Source organism: Pseudomonas sp. YJ42 (assembly GCF_047225135.1).
Lineage (GTDB): Bacteria > Pseudomonadota > Gammaproteobacteria > Pseudomonadales > Pseudomonadaceae > Stutzerimonas > Stutzerimonas stutzeri_E.
The window spans coordinates 2874618-2890739 of sequence record NZ_CP178378.1 but is presented as its reverse complement, the minus strand read 5'-3'; the positions used below and the strand labels follow the sequence as shown (position 1 = coordinate 2890739).

The 16122-nt window shown below is 63.5% G+C and carries 16 protein-coding genes; 10 read left to right on the top strand and 6 right to left on the bottom strand.

The genetic code is table 11. From position 1 onward, the window contains the following. Positions 1-267: 267 nt before the first annotated feature. Entirely contained in the window at positions 268-678 is a 411-nt protein-coding gene (locus tag ACL0K2_RS13295) for a hypothetical protein (protein WP_413042812.1), read from the bottom strand. Between the two features lie 164 nt (positions 679-842). Between ACL0K2_RS13295 and pnuC the strand changes: the two genes are divergently transcribed. The 6 genes from pnuC to ACL0K2_RS13265 all read left to right on the top strand — a co-directional run bounded on the left by pnuC (position 843) and on the right by ACL0K2_RS13265 (position 7181). Next, on the top strand, positions 843-1406 hold the full coding sequence (pnuC, locus tag ACL0K2_RS13290; RefSeq protein ID WP_413042811.1) for a nicotinamide riboside transporter PnuC: 564 nt from the start codon (positions 843-845) through the stop codon (positions 1404-1406). A 268-nt stretch (positions 1407-1674) separates the two neighbouring features. Next, positions 1675-3510, top strand: a complete 1836-nt coding sequence (locus tag ACL0K2_RS13285; protein WP_413042810.1) for an ABC transporter ATP-binding protein — start codon at positions 1675-1677, stop codon at positions 3508-3510. Between the two features lie 76 nt (positions 3511-3586). Next, complete coding sequence (locus tag ACL0K2_RS13280) at positions 3587-4111, top strand: AAA family ATPase (RefSeq protein ID WP_239612173.1); 525 nt, start codon at positions 3587-3589, stop codon at positions 4109-4111. A gap of 370 nt (positions 4112-4481) precedes the next feature. Next, positions 4482-4886 (top strand): hypothetical protein, encoded by a 405-nt coding sequence (locus ACL0K2_RS13275; protein ID WP_413042809.1) that lies wholly within the window; start codon positions 4482-4484, stop codon positions 4884-4886. A 149-nt stretch (positions 4887-5035) separates the two neighbouring features. Continuing rightward, positions 5036-6517, top strand: a complete 1482-nt coding sequence (locus ACL0K2_RS13270; RefSeq protein WP_413042808.1) for a YdgA family protein — start codon at positions 5036-5038, stop codon at positions 6515-6517. A 178-nt stretch (positions 6518-6695) separates the two neighbouring features. Further along, positions 6696-7181, top strand: coding sequence for a DUF4126 family protein (locus ACL0K2_RS13265; protein ID WP_413042807.1), 486 nt, complete (start codon positions 6696-6698; stop codon positions 7179-7181). Between the two features lie 182 nt (positions 7182-7363). Here the strand turns inward: ACL0K2_RS13265 and ACL0K2_RS13260 are convergent, their stop codons facing one another. The 3 genes from ACL0K2_RS13260 to ACL0K2_RS13250 form a co-directional block, all read right to left on the bottom strand. Then, complete coding sequence (locus tag ACL0K2_RS13260) at positions 7364-8149, bottom strand: hypothetical protein (protein ID WP_413042806.1); 786 nt, start codon at positions 8147-8149, stop codon at positions 7364-7366. Positions 8150-8466: 317 nt separating this feature from the next. Continuing rightward, positions 8467-9309 (bottom strand): glutathione-dependent disulfide-bond oxidoreductase, encoded by an 843-nt coding sequence (gene yghU, locus ACL0K2_RS13255; RefSeq protein WP_413042805.1) that lies wholly within the window; start codon positions 9307-9309, stop codon positions 8467-8469. Between the two features lie 198 nt (positions 9310-9507). Beyond that, entirely contained in the window at positions 9508-9891 is a 384-nt protein-coding gene (locus ACL0K2_RS13250) for a winged helix-turn-helix transcriptional regulator (RefSeq protein ID WP_045160018.1), read from the bottom strand. Between the two features lie 151 nt (positions 9892-10042). Here ACL0K2_RS13250 and ACL0K2_RS13245 point away from each other — a divergent pair, with 151 nt between their 5' ends. Continuing rightward, positions 10043-10654 (top strand): NAD(P)-dependent oxidoreductase, encoded by a 612-nt coding sequence (locus ACL0K2_RS13245; RefSeq protein ID WP_413042804.1) that lies wholly within the window; start codon positions 10043-10045, stop codon positions 10652-10654. Positions 10655-10718: 64 nt separating this feature from the next. Here ACL0K2_RS13245 and trpA read toward each other — a convergent pair whose 3' ends face one another. Both trpA and trpB read right to left on the bottom strand, forming a co-directional pair. Then, entirely contained in the window at positions 10719-11528 is an 810-nt protein-coding gene (gene trpA, locus ACL0K2_RS13240; protein ID WP_045160020.1) for a tryptophan synthase subunit alpha, read from the bottom strand. Continuing rightward, a complete protein-coding gene (trpB, locus tag ACL0K2_RS13235; RefSeq protein ID WP_045160039.1) occupies positions 11525-12736 on the bottom strand; it encodes a tryptophan synthase subunit beta in 1212 nt (403 codons plus the stop codon). Before trpB ends, trpA begins: the two co-directional genes overlap by 4 nt. 237 nt (positions 12737-12973) lie before the next feature. Between trpB and ACL0K2_RS13230 the strand changes: the two genes are divergently transcribed. From ACL0K2_RS13230 to ACL0K2_RS13220, 3 genes are all read left to right on the top strand, one after another. Further along, positions 12974-13471, top strand: coding sequence for a DUF3060 domain-containing protein (locus tag ACL0K2_RS13230; protein ID WP_045160021.1), 498 nt, complete (start codon positions 12974-12976; stop codon positions 13469-13471). Positions 13472-13544: 73 nt separating this feature from the next. Beyond that, positions 13545-14429 (top strand): LysR family transcriptional regulator, encoded by an 885-nt coding sequence (locus ACL0K2_RS13225; protein WP_413042803.1) that lies wholly within the window; start codon positions 13545-13547, stop codon positions 14427-14429. A 280-nt stretch (positions 14430-14709) separates the two neighbouring features. Beyond that, the gene (locus ACL0K2_RS13220; protein WP_045160023.1) at positions 14710-16101 is read left to right on the top strand and encodes a S8 family peptidase; all 1392 of its coding nucleotides are present in this window, start codon (positions 14710-14712) and stop codon (positions 16099-16101) included. Positions 16102-16122 lie beyond the last annotated feature (21 nt).

Below are 16122 nucleotides of genomic sequence, written 5' to 3'. Positions count from 1 at the left end.
TCGGGGTTTCCGGTAGCGCTTGGGCTCGCCAGAACTAATGATTTGGTCCGGGGTACTTATCACATGACGATTGAGACCGCGAATGGCTTGAAGCCGGTCGGCCGTGCATCTGTACCTTGGCGTTCTCGCCGTTTGGCTTACCGTGCGGCAGAACCGGCTGCGCTGGCCCATCGGGTTGGGTATTGCAAGCAGACATGGCTATGTGACATGGCGCGCGGCATGGAATACAACCCTGTTGCATTCAATTTAACTTCCCTCTCTTGTGGCTCAGCCGTTCGGCACGACCTCGTAGGGCGTATTGCTGAAGAGGATGTTGCGCCAGGCCGGGCGCCATTGAGGGATGCTCAGGGTGAAGCCCTGGGTGCGCTTGTCGAAGGCGATCCAGGTCACGCCCAGGCTTTGGCTGTCCTCGCTTGCCCGCATGTCCACGGAGTGCGTGGTAAAGAGTGGGCTGCGAAATACCTTCGACCGGTCCGCACGGTCGACGATGCGCAAATACGACAGGCCTCCGCCAGGGGCTAGCAGGCCTTGTACCTGCACGCTTTCGATCAAATGGCCACCTTGTGGGCTGACTTGCGAAACTGACGGCGGCGCGCTCAGCGCATCGCTCAGGCTCCAGCCAAAGAGCAGGGCGAGCGCGGCGAGAAGGCTGCATACAGCGAGAATGGCTTTGTTCATGTCAGCGTTTCGGCAGGGTGATGGCGGGCGTGCCAGGTGGCAAGGGTTCGCGTAGCAGATCGGAAAACACGCGGAAGTCTCCGCCTCGTTTGTATCTGGCCCGGTACCGCATCAGTGGCCACCGCTTGCCGTATCATGCGCACCCCGTTTTCTTTCATCAGCCCATGACTACCCTCGAACTGATCGCCTCCACCCTCGGCGTGCTCGCCGTCTGGCTCACCGTGCGTCAGAACCCGCTGTGCTGGCCCATCGGATTGGTGATGGTACTGCTGTATGCCTGGTTCTTCTTCGAAGCGCGGTTGTATTCGCAGGTGTTGCTCAACGGAGTATTTGCCGCCATGCAGTTGTATGGCTGGTGGCAGTGGACGTGGGGCGGCGGGCAGGGCGGTGGCCGGCCCGTGGTGGGCTCGACGGCGATGGAGATGGGTGTGGGCCTTGCCGTGGCGGCGCTCGGCAGTGTCGGGCTGGGTTTGTTGATGACCATGGCTACCGAAGCGGCTTATGCCTGGCCGGACGCTGCGTTGACGGCGTTCAGCCTGCTGGCGCAGCTGTGGATGGCACTCAAGCGGTGGCAGTGCTGGGTGCTGTGGATCGCAGTGGACGTGCTCTTTGTGGCGTTCTTCGTGTTTCAGGAATACTGGTTCACTGCGGGGTTGTACGGGTTATTCACTGTGCTGGCGGTGATGGGCCTGCATGAGTGGCGGCAGTCGAAGTTCGCGGTGCAATGAGGCCCGCGGCGCCGAATTGGCAGGCCGGGTGGCGCTGGGTGGCCGTAATACCGGCTGCCGTCGACATTGCTTGGCCGAACAGGCCAGTGGTCCCGCTGTCATTGTTAAGGCGCCACGTGCCTCCCATACTGCCAACCTCCGGCTGTAACCCACGCGCCAGAGCATATGGGCACCACCGAAACACAACTACCGCCCCTTGCTGCGCTATTCCATCTGCCGACCGCAACACGCAATACGCCCGCCCACTCGCCAGAGCAGACCGTGCCCCATGTTGTTCAGCCGTTTCGAAAACCTGATCGATGTTTTCAAGCCAAGCCCCGATGTAGCACCACCCAGCGGCATGCTGCGGTTCTATGCCCACTACCTGAAGCAGGTGTGGCCGCTGATGATCGCGGTGTTGGTGATTGGCTTCGCGGCGGCGGTGATCGAAGTGGCGCTGTTCAGCTTTCTCGGTCAGTTGATCGACATGGCCCAGGCGACCAGCGATGCGCGGACATTCTTTGCCGAGCATCGTAACGAGCTGCTGTGGATGGCGGCCGTGGCGCTGATCATCCGCCCCCTGGTGTTCGGCCTGCACAACCTGCTCACTCATCAGGCGATCAACCCTGGGCTGACCAACCTGATCCGCTGGCAGAATCATCGTTATGTGCTCAAGCAGAGCCTGAATTTCTTCCAGAACGATTTTGCCGGGCGCATCGCCCAGCGCGTGATGCAGACCGGCCCGTCGCTGCGTGATTCGGCCATGCAGGTGATCGACGCGCTGTGGCACGTGGTGGTCTATGCCGGCAGCGCGCTGTACCTGTTCGCCGCCGCCGATCTGCGTTTGATCGTGCCCTTGCTGCTGTGGATCGTCGGCTACAGCGCCGCACTCTGGTACTTCGTGCCGCGTATCCGCGCGCGTTCGGCGGCGGCGTCCGCTGCGCGCTCCAAGGTGATGGGACGGGTGGTGGATGGCTACAGCAACGTCGCCACGCTCAAGCTATTCGCCCACTCCCGGGAGGAAGAAAGCTACGCCCGCGAGGCCATGCAGGAGCTGCTCGGCAAATTCCGTCTACAGTCGCGCATCATCACCAGCCTGGATTTCGCGATTACCTGCATGAATGGCCTGTTGATCGTCGGCACCGGCGCGCTGGCGCTGTGGCTCTGGAGCGAGGCGCTGATCAGCACCGGTGCCATCGCCCTGGCGCTGGGCCTGGTGATCCGCATCAACAACATGGCCGAATGGATCATGTGGGTGGTCAACGGCATTTTCGAGAACGTCGGCACCGTGCAGGACGGTATGAAGAGCATCGTTCGACCCCGTGATGTGCTCGACCGTGAAGACGCCCAACCGCTGCAGGTGGAGCAGGGCGGTGTGCGCTTCGACGATGTGCATTTCCACTACGGCAAGCGCGGCGGGGTGATCAGCGGGATGAGCATCGATATCCGTCCCGGCGAGAAGATCGGCCTGGTCGGGCCGTCCGGCGCGGGCAAGTCCACATTGGTCAACCTGCTGCTGCGCCTCTATGACCTGGAAAGCGGGCGGATCCTCATCGACGGCCAGAACGTCGCCGAGGTCGGTCAGGAAAGCTTGCGCGCCAACATCGGCGTGGTCACCCAGGACACCTCGCTGCTGCACCGCTCGATTCGCGACAACCTGCGCTACGGCAAGCCCGAAGCCAGCGACGATCAGCTCTGGGCCGCTGCCCGCAAGGCCCGGGCGGACGTCTTCATCGGCACGCTGGACGACAGCCAGGGCGGTCTGGGCTTCGACGCCATGGTCGGTGAGCGGGGCGTCAAACTCTCCGGTGGGCAACGCCAGCGCATCGCCATCGCCCGGGTACTGCTGAAAGATGCACCGATCCTGGTGCTCGATGAAGCCACCTCGGCGCTGGATTCGGAAGTCGAAGCGGCGATTCAGGAGAGCCTGGACACCCTGATGGAAGGCAAGACGGTGATCGCCATCGCGCACCGGTTGTCGACCATCGCGCGCATGGATCGGCTGGTGGTGATCGACAAGGGCCAGGTAATCGAGACCGGCACCCACACCGAGCTGATCGAGCGCGGCGGCCTCTATGCGCGCCTATGGCAGCATCAGACCGGTGGCTTCGTGGGCGTGGATTGAACGGACCGGTAACGGCAGAGGGAAAGACTTCGCGGATGGACAGGGAAAACGCCAGGCAGCCGAGGGGAGCGGGCCAATGAAGGTGCTGGTACTCACCGGAGCCGAATCGACCGGCAAAAGCTGGCTCGCCGCGCGACTGCAGCAGCGCTTCGGCGGGGTGGTGGTGGGCGAGTACGTCCGGCATTTCATCGACTCCGAACAGCGCGACACCTGCCTGGCTGACATCCCGGCCATCGCCCGCGGCCAACTGGCCTGGGAAGACGCGGCGCGCATCCAGCGGCCCTGCCTGCTAATCCTCGATACGCACCTGCTGAGCAACATGGTCTGGAGCCAGACGCTGTTCGGCAGCTGCCCGGCGTGGCTGGAAGCCGAACTATTGGCGCGCCGCTACAACCAGCATCTCCTGCTTTCGCCCGAAGGCGCCGAGTGGCACGCGGACGGCCAGCGTTGCCAACCGGACGCCGCCCAGCGATGGATCTTTCATGACGCCTGCCGCAGCTGGCTCCAGCAGCATCGGCAGCCGTTCGTAGAAATTGCTGGAGACTGGGCTAGCCGTGAGCAGCAGGCCGTCGTTCAGGTTCAGGAGCTGTTGGCGCAATAGGTCGCTCCGCGCGTAAACGCGAGTTAATGACGGCTGACGTGCTGCGTATACGGGTGAGCGTCCATCCGCCTCGCACGCTTGGGGTGGCCTCGATGGGTTTCGCAGTGCTCAGGGCTATCCTACTTGGCGGGTGTGTGGTGTAGAGCGGTGGATCGGTGAGGCGTGATCCACCCTACGGTAGATGGTAGGGAGGATGTCGCCTTTTATCCCCACCGCTGGCACGGACGGTGAGCTGAAATTTTTCTGGCTGGGTTGAGTCGGCGATATCCCATCGGGGATGGCGATGGGTTTCGCTTCGCTCAACGCCATCCCACGGTCGGGGTCTACTGTTCAAAGTGGCGGTATGCCGCCTTTCGATAAGGGGAATCGCGTGGACAGTCGAGGGTTTGTTTGGGCGCATTTCAAGCTCAATGCCGAGCAGCGCCTGCGTGGGTTCAACTTCTTCGTGGTGCTGGCGATCTTTGCCGACGGTGGTGTGCTGGCCGCCTTGGAGCGCGGCTTCTCGCCAGGTTTGCTGGTGTTGCTGGGGGCCTTCACCGTGTTGCTGGCCATGGTGTTCTGGCTCGTCGATGCGCGTAGCCGCCAGCTGTTGCAGCTGACCATCACGGCGCTTCGGGAGATCGAGTCCGAGTTTCCGCCCAGCTACCGGCTGTTTGCCAACGATGCGCTGGGACAGAACCCGGTCATCAGCTACACCTTTGCCATCCGAGCGCTATTGTTGGCGCAGATGGGCTTCGGCGTTGGCGTGATCGTCTATGGGCTCTACCACTGGTGACGACGCGACGCGGTTTGCTGGCAGGTTCTCACCCTTCCCATCTCGTTGCATGGCGCGCTGGAGCCCGAGCAGCCCCACTGATAGAGTGCCGCCGCTCGCCAACTATCGGCTGACAGGATGTCTGCCCAGCCGCCGCACAGGATGCTTTCATGAAAAAACTCGCACTCGCTGTTGCCGTACCCCTGGCCCTCATCGGAGCCGCCACCCTCTACACCGGCACCCAGGTCGAATCGCTTGCTCGCGATGCCGTCGACCAGGCCAACGTCAAGCTTCGCCAGATGGGAGTCGGCGCTGGTGCCGACGTCAGCCTGGAGCTGGTCAGCTTCGAGCGCGGTCTGCTGTCCAGCTCGGCGCGCTATCAGATCGACATCGAAGTGCCTGATGACGAAGGCAACACCAAGCACTACTTGGTGTTGCTGCAAGATCAGCTCGAGCACGGTCCATTCCCTCTGTCGCGTTTGGCACGCGGGCAACTGATGCCGGTTGCCGCCCAGAGCCATGCCGAGCTCGTGCGGACACCGCTGACCGAAAAGCTGTTCGATGCCGCTTCAGGCGAAAGCCCGCTGGTGGGCGACACCACTATCGGCTACGACGGTCGCCAATACGGCGATCTGCGTTCGGCCGCATTCAATTTCGAAGATGAAGACGGCGCGGTTCGCGTCTCGTCCGCCACGATCAATTTCGAAGCGGCGAAGAACGCCGCTGCCGTACGCATGAACGGCGAGCTGCCGGAAATCGACGTCAACCTGCAACACAGCGCCGCCGATAAGCCGATACACATGAATGTGCGCGGTATCAGCCTGAGCGTCGACAACAAGGAGGATGCCAATGGCTTCGCCCTGGGGCCGTCGGCTATCACCCTCAAGCGCATGGAGATCCAGGCCGGTGACGAGCCTGCCGTGATCATCCAGGACGCGTCGTTCGACGCCGCACTGGCCGAGGGCGAGCGCGGCCTCGACCTGTCGGCCGGCTACCGTGTCGGTCAGGTGGACGCGCAAGGGCAGACCTTCCGCAACCTGGCTCTGGTTTTCGGCCTGCGTAACCTCGAGGGCAGCAAGCTCAAGGCGCTGGTCGATCGCTACAAAGAAATACTCGATAGCGGCCCCACGCCGGAGGAGTCGATCGCCAACATCACCGATTCCCAGCAGCAGGAATTGCAGGCGTTGGCGCTGCAGCTGCTCGAGCACAACCCCACGCTGGCCCTCGAGGAGTTCGGCTTCGAAACCGCTCACGGCGCGGCCCGCCTGTCCATAGTGGTGGATCTGCGTGAGCCGAGCGCAGAGGCGTTCACTCCCGACGCGATGATCTCCAGCATGCTGGCATCGCTCAAGGCCGACGCCGGTATCGACAAAGGCCTGGTGCGCGATGTGGTCAGCCTCGTCGCACAGCGTCGGCAGGAGGAAGGGCAGCTGGACCCTGTGGCGCTGAAGCAGGAAGCCGACGCCAGCACCGACCTGTTCAGCAGCATGGCGATCGATTCGGGCTGGTCCCGCCTGGAAGGCGAGCGCCTGATCAGCTCCCTGCACTACGCCAATGATCGGGTGACCTTCAATGGCCGCGAGATGAGCGTCCAGGAGTTCATCGGCTTTGCCTTCGGCTCGGTACAGGGTGCCGGCCTGCTCGGCCAGTGATTCAACGAGCATGAAAAAGGCGGCTTCGAGCCGCCTTTTTTGCATCTACGACAATTCCAAGTTCCACAACGGCGCGGTGGCGCTCGCGAGCCCAGTTGTCGGACCACAGCTCATCTCCTCGGCTGAACGCCTCCGATCCGCACCCGGTCGGTATAGATAACCACCGGGAGGCTTGACGATGACGATATCCAGCAATCTGTTTTGGGGCGCGTTGGCGCTTGGTCTGGTCACGGGCATGCGCAGCACGCTGGCGCCGACGATGACCAGCCGTGCGCTGGCCGCGCGTGACGGGATCGAAGATGCCGGCGAGCCGGCGCGTATGCTGGCCTCGCACCCTGCACAGCAGGTTCTGTTACCGATGGCGGCGGCTGAGCTGCTGGGTGACAAGATGCCCTTTGCGCCGGATCGCACCATCGTCCCGTCGATGATGTTCCGTGCCCTGTCGGGTGGCGTGACGGCCGCAGCATTGGCGAGCGTTCGACGTGAGCCGGTGATGCTACCGGCACTGATCGGTGCGTCGGCGGCGCTGGTTTCGTCGAAGATCGGGCTGAGCCTGCGCAAGCCTTACCAGCCGCGGCCGCTGATCAACGCCGCCCTCGGGCTCGCCGAGGATGGTCTGGCATTGACCCTGGGCAGGGCGGGGCTGCGACGTGCGCTGGGTTAGGAGCGTGCAGGCAATGAGTGTCGGTACGGCTTCGCCGGCATTGACTCCGCGTGGTGGGCTGAAGCGGAACGCCGCCCGGCCCTCCCTGCGGAGAGAGATGATTGACCTGTGGAGCGCCCATTCGAGCCATACGTTCATGACAGGCCGCAGGGGCGCGGCCTGTCATTCACCGTATCGAGCAATCAGCTGGGCCGCTGGATCACGCAGATGCGATCACTGCCGGTCCCGGAAGCAGTGGAGCTCTGCACGGTATTTCCGCCGCCGGTCACCGGGTTAGTGGCCAAGGTGTCTGGATAATCCGTACCGGCTCGTTTGGCGCTGCTGCCGACATCGTAGCGACCCGTGTCGGCTGTCGCTGTGCGGTCGTGGTCGGTCGGCAATGCTTCGTCGGTCGGGCCCGCGCCGGCCGCGTGGCTGAGCCGATCGTCATCCGGGTGGGTGTGAGCGGTCGTGGTCGCGTTCGAGGTCGTGGCGGCCGGCTTGGTGAAATGCTTGTCGAGATGGCTGTCGCCACCGGTCGCGCCGGCATAGGGGCTGGTAGGCCCGGCATAACCCTGCATCGCGCCTGAGTCAGTTGGGCCGGCGCTGCGATCATTGATGTCGATGGCGCCGTTGTATTCCAGAGCGTCGCGTGCCCTGACCAACTGATCGTCGTCGTACACGTCCACCGCGATCACCAGGGCGCCCCGGCGCACGGCTTCCGGGTAGGCGGTGGCGTGGTGACGGTGCGCTTCGTGCGGCTCGTTGCCAAACAGGGACTTGAAGAAATGCGCGACCTTTGACTCGTGATGCGCGCGATCCACGTTGCCGTCCGTGGTGGAGTAAGGCGCGTCGTAGGCATGGATCTCTGCGCTGTCGGCCCCGACCGAATGTATCTGTTCCTGAGCGATGCCCCGGGCCATCAGGTCGCCCCGGGTGCGGTTTGCATCGGTCAGCGTTGCGAACGCTGCTACCAGTGTGTGTTTCATGGTCCACCTCGCGTTGTGTTGAACAACTGGGTATGACGAGCGCTGTGCTTACATGGCTGACGACAGGTTCCAGTACGGGCAGCCATGACGATGGCTGCCCCGCTGCAAGAGTGGCGCTCATGAACATTGGGTCGGGGCGCACCGCCATAGTTCAGATCGGCGGTCGGATAGTTGCTCGGCTCGCCGTGCGACGGGCGTTAGGGAATTGAATCGCACGGGGGGCGCCATGAATCACGTGGGTCGCGATCATGCGTGTCGAGAGGGCGATGGTGAAGCGGGCCGAGCAGTGTTCGCCTCGGCCCACCGGGGCGTGCAGGTCAGTCGAGATCGGCGGCGCTATGGCGTTCGGGAGCCTGCTCCGACTCGTCGCCCCAGCTGCGGTTGACCTTGCGCCCGCGAATCACGGCGGGCCGTTCGGCAATCTCGGCAGCCCAGCGCTGCACGTGCTTGTAATCCTGCACCGAGAGGAATTCGCCTGCGTCGTACTGCTCGCCGCGCACCAGCCCTCCGTACCAGGGCCAGATCGCCATATCGGCGATGGTGTAAGTGTCGCCGGCTATGTAGCGGTTTTCGGCCAGTTGGCGATCCAGCACATCGAGCTGGCGCTTGACCTCCATCGCGTAGCGGTTGATCGGGTATTCGTACTTCTCCGGGGCGTAGGCATAAAAATGCCCGAAGCCGCCGCCGAGGAAGGGCGCCGAACCCATCTGCCAGAACAGCCAGTTGAGCGTTTCGGTGCGCGCGCGGGTTTCGGTCGGCAGGAAGGCGCCGAACTTCTCCGCCAGATAGAGCAGGATCGAGCCGGATTCGAACACCCGTAGCGGTTCGCCTTCGACGCTATGGTCGGCCAGGGCCGGAATCTTCGAGTTCGGGTTGATCTCGACGAAGCCGCTGCCGAACTGGTCGCCTTCACCGATGTTGATCAGCCAGGCGTCGTATTCGGCACCGCTGTGGCCGAGCGCGAGCAACTCTTCGAGCATGACGCTGACCTTCACGCCGTTGGGCGTGGCAAGCGAGTAGAGCTGCAACGGATGCTTGCCGACCGGCAGCGCCTTTTCCTCGCGCGCGCCAGCGGTAGGGGCGTTGATATTGGCGAACTTGCCGCCCGACGGCGCGTCATGGGTCCAGACTTTCGGCGGTACGTAAGGGGTATCAGGCATGGCAATCTCCTCGAGTGGCTACTGGGGATGTGCAGGGCATGCTACGCGTTAGTTTTGCACGGTCGAAATCGAGCGGATTGATAGTGGTCATCGATGCTCAATGATGGGTTCGAATGTGCGTGCTTGGTAGAGCGGCGTGTGCGGCCGCCAGGTTTCGACTAGCAGCCATCCGTCCGAGCCGCCACGAAGCGCGCAATGTCAATCGGCTGCCGCTTCGGCTGAGCGATACGTGCGCCGTGATTGGCAGATCCGTTCGTGATTGGCATCGGCCCATTGCACCAGTGCCTGCATCGGCACCAGGAACCCCCGCCCCAGATCAGTCAGACGGTACTCCACGCGAGGCGGTACCTCGGCGTAAAGGGTTCGTTGTACGAATCCATCCATCTCCAGCCGCTTGAGCGTCCGCGAAAGCATCTGCTTGGAGATATCGCCGATTTCTCGGCTGAGCTCATTGAAGCGCAGCGTGCGCTCGGACAGCGCGTCGAGCACCAGAAAACTCCATTGATCACCGATGCGATCAAGCACGTCGCGGATCGGACAAGGGTGATCGAAAGCGGCGTTAACGCCAACAGCTTGCGGCATACAGGATCTCCTAGGTCCAGCCAGGTCAGCGGCGAGTGACCAGGTAACACCAACCTAACTTCTTGTGGGTCAAGGCGGCGCACCGTAGCATCGGCCTCTCCAAAGGTCTACAACACATACCTAGTCCACTAAATAGAACATAGGGTCTCGCATGTCTCATATCGCATTGATCGGCGCCTCCGGCTCAGCTGGCTCGCGCATCCTCAAAGAGCTCTCTGACCGTGGCCATAGGGTCACCGCCATTGCACGCAGCCCAGAACGCATCGCTGCACGTGTCGGTGTCACGGCCGTCAAGGGCGACGCCCAGGATCTGCAAGGCCTGGCGTCGACCTTGCGCGGCCACGATGCCGTCGTCAGTGCGGTCAACTTCACCTCGTCCGAGCCGCATACCCTGATCGAGGCGGTACGCGCCTCTGGCGTCAAACGCTATCTGGTCGTAGGCGGCGCCGGCAGCCTGGAAGCCGCGCCGGGTCAGCGCGTCATCGACTTGCCTGATTTTCCCGACGCCTACAAAGCAGAAGCCTCCCGCGGCGCGGCCTTCCTTGAGCAACTCAAGCAGGAAACGGAACTGGAGTGGACCTTTCTGTCACCCTCGGCCGAGTTCGTTCCCGGCGAGCGGACAGGTCAATTCCGCCTGGGCAAAGACGCGCTGCTCAGCAACGAACACGGCAGTCGCATCTCCTTCGAAGACTACGCCGTGGCGTTGGTCGATGAGATCGAGCACCCGGCGCACATTCGCCAACGCTTCACCGTTGGCTATTAAGGCGAGATAAAAAAGCCGCTGCCCAGATAAACGAGGCAACGGCCCCGGTGCGACTGACTGGACGTCAGTCGCGTGCGCCGCGTACTCCGGCACTGATATCGCGACACAAGCCCAGCACGCCCTCGACGGCTTGCTCGGACGTTTCGGCGCTGGCGATCCGGTCGATCAATGCCGAGCCCACCACCACGCCTTCACTCAATCGGGCGATGGCGGCTGCCTGTTCCGGGGTGCGGATACCAAAGCCGACGGCCACCGGCAGGTCGGTGTGGCGTTTCAGCCGCGCCACGGCTTCTTCGACATGTTCCAGCGTCGCCGAGCCGGCACCGGTCACGCCGGCCACCGAGACGTAGTAGACGAAGCCCGAGCTGCCGTTGAGCACGGTGGGCAAGCGCTTGTCGTCGGTGGTCGGGGTGGTCAGGCGGATGAAGTCGATGCCTGCGGCCTGGGCCGGGTCGCAGAGGTCTTCGTTATGTTCCGGCGGCAGGTCGACGACGATCAGGCCGTCAACGCCGGCTTCCACCGCTTCGGCGAGAAAGCGCTCGACACCCATCTTGTGGATGGGATTGAAGTAGCCCATCAGCACTAGCGGCGTGTCCTGGTTGTCCTGCCGGAACTCGCGAACCATCTGCAGGGTTTTCGCCAGGTCCTGCTTGGCCGCGAGCGCACGGATGTTGGCCAGTTGGATCGCCGGGCCGTCGGCCATCGGGTCGGTGAAGGGCATGCCGAGCTCGATTACATCGGCGCCAGCGGCGGGCAGGCCCTTGAGAATTTCCAGCGAGGTGGCGTAGTCCGGATCACCGGCGGTGATGAAGGTCACCAGCGCGGCGCGGTTTTCCTGTTTCAGCTGGGCGAAGCGCGTCTGCAGGCGGCTCATATGTGTTCTTCCTGTTCGTCGTAGTGGTGCATGACGGTCTGCATGTCCTTGTCGCCGCGGCCGGAGAGGTTGACCACCATCAGGTGATCCTTCGGCAGGCCGGGGGCGCGCTTGAAGACTTCGGCCAGCGCGTGTGCGCTTTCCAGGGCCGGGATAATGCCTTCCAGGCGGCAGCACTTGTGGAAGGCGGCGAGCGCTTCCTTGTCGGTGATGGAGGTGTACTCAACACGGCCGATGTCGTGCAGCCAGGCGTGCTCGGGGCCGATGCCGGGGTAGTCGAGGCCGGCTGAGATCGAGTGGGCGTCGATGATCTGGCCGTCCTCGTTCTGCAGCAGAAAGGTGCGATTGCCGTGCAGCACGCCGGGTACACCGCCGTTTAGGCTGGCCGCATGCTGGCCGGTCTCGATGCCGTGGCCGGCCGCTTCGACGCCGATGATGGCCACGCTCTGGTCATCGAGGAAGGGATGGAACAGGCCCATGGCGTTTGAGCCGCCGCCGATGCAGGCGACCAGCGAGTCGGGCAGGCGACCTTCCTGGGCCGCCATCTGGTCGCGGGTTTCCTTGCCGATCACGGCCTGGAAATCGCGGACCATGGCCGGATAGGGATGCGGGCCGGCCACGGTGCCGATCAGGTAGAAGGTGTTGTGGACGTTGGTCACCCAGTCGCGCAGGGCTTCGTTCATCGCGTCTTTCAGGGTGCCGGTGCCGGCAGTGACCGGAATCACCTCGGCGCCCAAGAGCTTCATGCGGAAGACGTTGGCCTGCTGGCGGTCGATGTCGGTGGTGCCCATGTAGATCACGCACTGCATGCCGAAGCGCGCGGCGACGGTGGCGGTGGCCACGCCGTGCATGCCTGCGCCGGTCTCGGCGATGATGCGCTGTTTGCCCATGCGCTTGGCCAGCAGGATCTGGCCGATGCAGTTGTTGATCTTATGCGCGCCGGTGTGGTTGAGCTCTTCGCGCTTGAGGTAGATCTTCGCGCCGCCGCAAAACTCGGTTAGGCGTTCGGCGAAATACAACGGGGAAGGCCGGCCGACATAGTCACGCTGGAAGTAGGCGAGTTCCTTGGCGAACTCGGGATCCTGCTTGGCTTTTTCGTATTCGGCGGCCAGCTCGTGGATGAGCGGCATCAGGGTTTCGGCGACGTACTGACCGCCGAAGTGGCCGAACAGGCCCTTGGCGTCAGGGCCGTTGCGCAATGAGGTCATGGCGTGCTCCTTGTCGACAGCGCTTGGCTGGCAGGGCGAGTGGTTGATGGCGCCCATTGTATCTCCCACCCGTTCAGGGAAAAGCGATTAGATCGTCGTAACCTGTCAATAAAACTCACCAATAATCCAGGCGGTGGCGGTGATGCCGCACGCTGTTGTCAGCGGCGCAGAACTCGGCGCCGACGTATCGGTCCCAAGCGCAGCGGCAGGGGCTCCGTCTTACAGGAAGACGTTCGAATGCAAAAACTAATGGCGATGGGTGCGCTATGCGCGGCGCTGGCGACGACGGCTCAGGCCGAGACACTGGCACTCGATGGCATCGGCAACTCACGTGACGTGAGGTGCAAGGGGCAGGATGTGGCCATCACCGGCAATGCCAATCGCTTTCGTCTGAGTGGTGATTGCGGCAGAGTCGAGGTGCACGGATCGGATCAGGTGGTGACCGTCGGCAATGTCGCCAACTTGGAGGTGACAGGCGGGGAAAATCAGATCGAAGCCGAGCGGGTCGGGAGCCTGGACGTGAGTGGTGCCGATCACCGGATTACGGCTCAGGTGCAAGGCGACGGCGAGCAACCGGCCTCGGTCGTGCTATATGGCGGCAGCAATATACTCACGCTCGATCTGCATGGGCCGGTGCATCTGGAGGTCAACGGTATTGGCCAGCAGGTCACCTGGCGCGGAGACGATCCAACGGTCGAGACCAGCGGCGGCGAGCACCGCATCCAGCGCCAGTAGCCATGCGCCGGTTGGCGGTTCGACTGGAACGTGATTAGATGCGCCTGACTCGTCAGGAAAAATCACCTCTCCCATGAGCCGCGACCTGCCACCGCTCAATGCCTTGCGCGCCTTCGAGGCCGCCGCCCGTCTGCAAAGCGTCAGCCGCGCCGGGGAGGAGCTGCACGTGACGCATGGTGCCATCAGCCGGCAGATTCGTGTGCTCGAAGAGGAGCTAGGGGTCAGCCTGTTCGACAAGGACGGCCGAGGGGTCAAGCTAACCGATGCCGGTGTGCGTCTGCGCGATGCCGCCTCCGATGCCTTCGAGCGCCTGCGCGGCACCTGTTCCGAACTGCGGCGCGGGGCAACCGAACAGCCGTTCGTCCTTGGTTGCCCCGGCAGCCTGCTGGCGCGCTGGTTCATTCCGCGTCTGGATCGCCTGAACCGTGATCTTCCGGGCCTGCATCTGCAGCTGTCGGCCAGCGAGGGCGAGCTGGACCCGCGGCGTGCTGGGCTGGATGCCACGCTCTGGTTCGCCGAGCCGCCCTGGCCGGCAGACATGCAGGTCCACGAACTGGCCGTCGAACGCATCGGACCGGTGCTGAGCCCACACCATCCGCGTTTCGCCACCCTGAGTCAGGCGCGCCCGCGTGAGTTGCTTGGCGAGCCATTGCTGTACACCGCTTCGCGTCCACAAGCTTGGCCGACCTGGGCCATTGGTAATGGCCTGGACCCGGCCCGGCTGCAGATGGGACAGGGCTTCGAGCATCTGTATTTTCTGCTGGAAGCGGCGTTGGCCGGTCTTGGCGTCGCCATAGCTCCGCAACAGCTGGTCGTCGATGACCTGCGTCAGGGGCGTTTGCGGGCGCCCTGGGGCTTCATCGAGACTCCCGCCATGCTGTCGCTCTGGGTGCCGTCCCGGCGCCCGGATCGCCGCGCGCAAATGCTGGCGGAATGGCTGCGGCAGCAACTGGATTGACGTGCCAGACCACGGGCAATCCGTTCGCGTTGTTTGCGGTGGGCTGAAGCGGAACGCAACCAGGCCCACCCTGTGATGCCAGGGGCTGGATGGGCTCCCGCTCACCGATGAGCCTGATGGCGGTAACTCGGCCCGCCGTACTGCTTGCCGACCAACGGCGCGTCGTTCGTCCGGCGTCGCTAAAACGCTACTGACCTTGCCGATACATTCGCCAATACCCGTTCGGGGAATGCCTGGCGATCTGGCGCGGGCTATCTGCAGTCGTTCAAGGAGAACAGTGATGGTCATGAAACGGCGTGTCGGCATTTTTTTGTGTGCGCTGCTGGCTACCGGGGCGGAGCAGGTCGCGGCAAAACCCGACTCCACAGCGGCGGCGTCGCTCAAGGCGGGCAGGCCTTTCGTCCAGGGCGAGCTGCTGGTGCAATTCAAGTCCGGCGTGTCGGACGTGGCCAAGAGCGCCGTGCTGACCAAGCAAGGCGCCAAGGCCGCGCAGAAGCTGCTCGACAAGATGGCCCGCAAGGACGCCAAAGGGGATCTGGTCCACGCGAAGCTGGGCAAGGGCAAGAAGGTCGACGCTGCACTCATCGCCCGGCTCTCGGCGGATCCTTCGGTGGATTTCGTCGAACCCAACTGGGTCTACCATACCCAGGTTGCCAACCCCAACGATCCAGGGCTCGGCATGCTCTGGGGGTTGCAGGGCGCGACCACCTCGCCGGCCCATCCCTACGGCAGCGGTGCGTTGGCGGCCTGGAACGCTGGGGCGTTGTGCTCCAAAAAGGTGTATGTCGGCATCGTCGATGAAGGCGTGATGGCGACCCATGGCGACCTGCGCCCCAACGTATGGATCAACCCGGGCGAGGGCAGTCGCGCTGACCGGCTCGACAACGACGGCAATGGCCTGGTCGACGATATTCTCGGCTGGGATTTTGCCGCCAACAACGCCAGCATATTTGACGGGCCCGCCGACGATCACGGCACCCACGTGGCGGGAACCCTCGCGGCGGTGGCGAACAACGGCGCCGGCGTGTTCGGTGTCTGCCCAACGGCCAAATACATCACCGCGAAGTTTCTTGGCGCCAATGGCGGCACCACGGCAGATGCGGTGAAGGCGATCAATTACCTGACACAGCTGAAGCTCGCGAAGAAGATCAATCTGGTCGCCACCAACAATTCGTGGGGCGGCGGCGGGTATTCGCAGGCGCTATACGATGCGATCCGTGCGGCCGGAAACGCCAACATCCTGTTCGTCGTCGCGGCGGGCAACAACGGGCTCAACCTCGACACCACGCCCAGCTACCCGGCCAGCTACAAGCTGCCGAACGTGATCGTGGTGGCTGCCATCGATCAAACCGGGCAGCGCGCATATTTCTCCAACTTCGGCGCCAACAGCGTGCATATCGCCGCACCCGGCGTCGATATTCTATCGACGGTGCCGACCGCGACCGGTACCGCGGGTTACGCCTACATGAGCGGGACGTCCATGGCGACGCCCCATGTGACCGGCGCAGCGGCGCTGTATGCCTCGCTGAATCCCTGCGCCACCAGCGCGAAGATCCGCGAGGCGTTGTTGCGACTGGCGGTGCGTGATCCGCAGCTCACCGGCGTGGTTCAGCAGAATCGCCGGCTGGACGTATCGAAGATCCGTCGCGAACTGACCTGCACCACGCCGTAAAGCGTTGGCGGCTGCCGGCCA

Bases quoted from the DNA above. Each gene is read 5' to 3' on its own strand.
- ACL0K2_RS13295 (WP_413042812.1), bottom strand. From the start codon at position 678: ATGAACAAAGCCATTCTCGCTGTATGCAGCCTTCTCGCCGCGCTCGCC.
- pnuC (WP_413042811.1), top strand. From the start codon at position 843: ATGACTACCCTCGAACTGATCGCCTCCACCCTCGGCGTGCTCGCCGTC.
- ACL0K2_RS13285 (WP_413042810.1), top strand. From the start codon at position 1,675: ATGTTGTTCAGCCGTTTCGAAAACCTGATCGATGTTTTCAAGCCAAGC.
- ACL0K2_RS13280 (WP_239612173.1), top strand. From the start codon at position 3,587: ATGAAGGTGCTGGTACTCACCGGAGCCGAATCGACCGGCAAAAGCTGG.
- ACL0K2_RS13270 (WP_413042808.1), top strand. From the start codon at position 5,036: ATGAAAAAACTCGCACTCGCTGTTGCCGTACCCCTGGCCCTCATCGGA.
- ACL0K2_RS13265 (WP_413042807.1), top strand. From the start codon at position 6,696: ATGACGATATCCAGCAATCTGTTTTGGGGCGCGTTGGCGCTTGGTCTG.
- ACL0K2_RS13260 (WP_413042806.1), bottom strand. From the start codon at position 8,149: ATGAAACACACACTGGTAGCAGCGTTCGCAACGCTGACCGATGCAAAC.
- yghU (WP_413042805.1), bottom strand. From the start codon at position 9,309: ATGCCTGATACCCCTTACGTACCGCCGAAAGTCTGGACCCATGACGCG.
- ACL0K2_RS13250 (WP_045160018.1), bottom strand. From the start codon at position 9,891: ATGCCGCAAGCTGTTGGCGTTAACGCCGCTTTCGATCACCCTTGTCCG.
- ACL0K2_RS13245 (WP_413042804.1), top strand. From the start codon at position 10,043: ATGTCTCATATCGCATTGATCGGCGCCTCCGGCTCAGCTGGCTCGCGC.
- trpA (WP_045160020.1), bottom strand. From the start codon at position 11,528: ATGAGCCGCCTGCAGACGCGCTTCGCCCAGCTGAAACAGGAAAACCGC.
- trpB (WP_045160039.1), bottom strand. From the start codon at position 12,736: ATGACCTCATTGCGCAACGGCCCTGACGCCAAGGGCCTGTTCGGCCAC.
- ACL0K2_RS13230 (WP_045160021.1), top strand. From the start codon at position 12,974: ATGCAAAAACTAATGGCGATGGGTGCGCTATGCGCGGCGCTGGCGACG.
- ACL0K2_RS13225 (WP_413042803.1), top strand. From the start codon at position 13,545: ATGAGCCGCGACCTGCCACCGCTCAATGCCTTGCGCGCCTTCGAGGCC.
- ACL0K2_RS13220 (WP_045160023.1), top strand. From the start codon at position 14,710: ATGGTCATGAAACGGCGTGTCGGCATTTTTTTGTGTGCGCTGCTGGCT.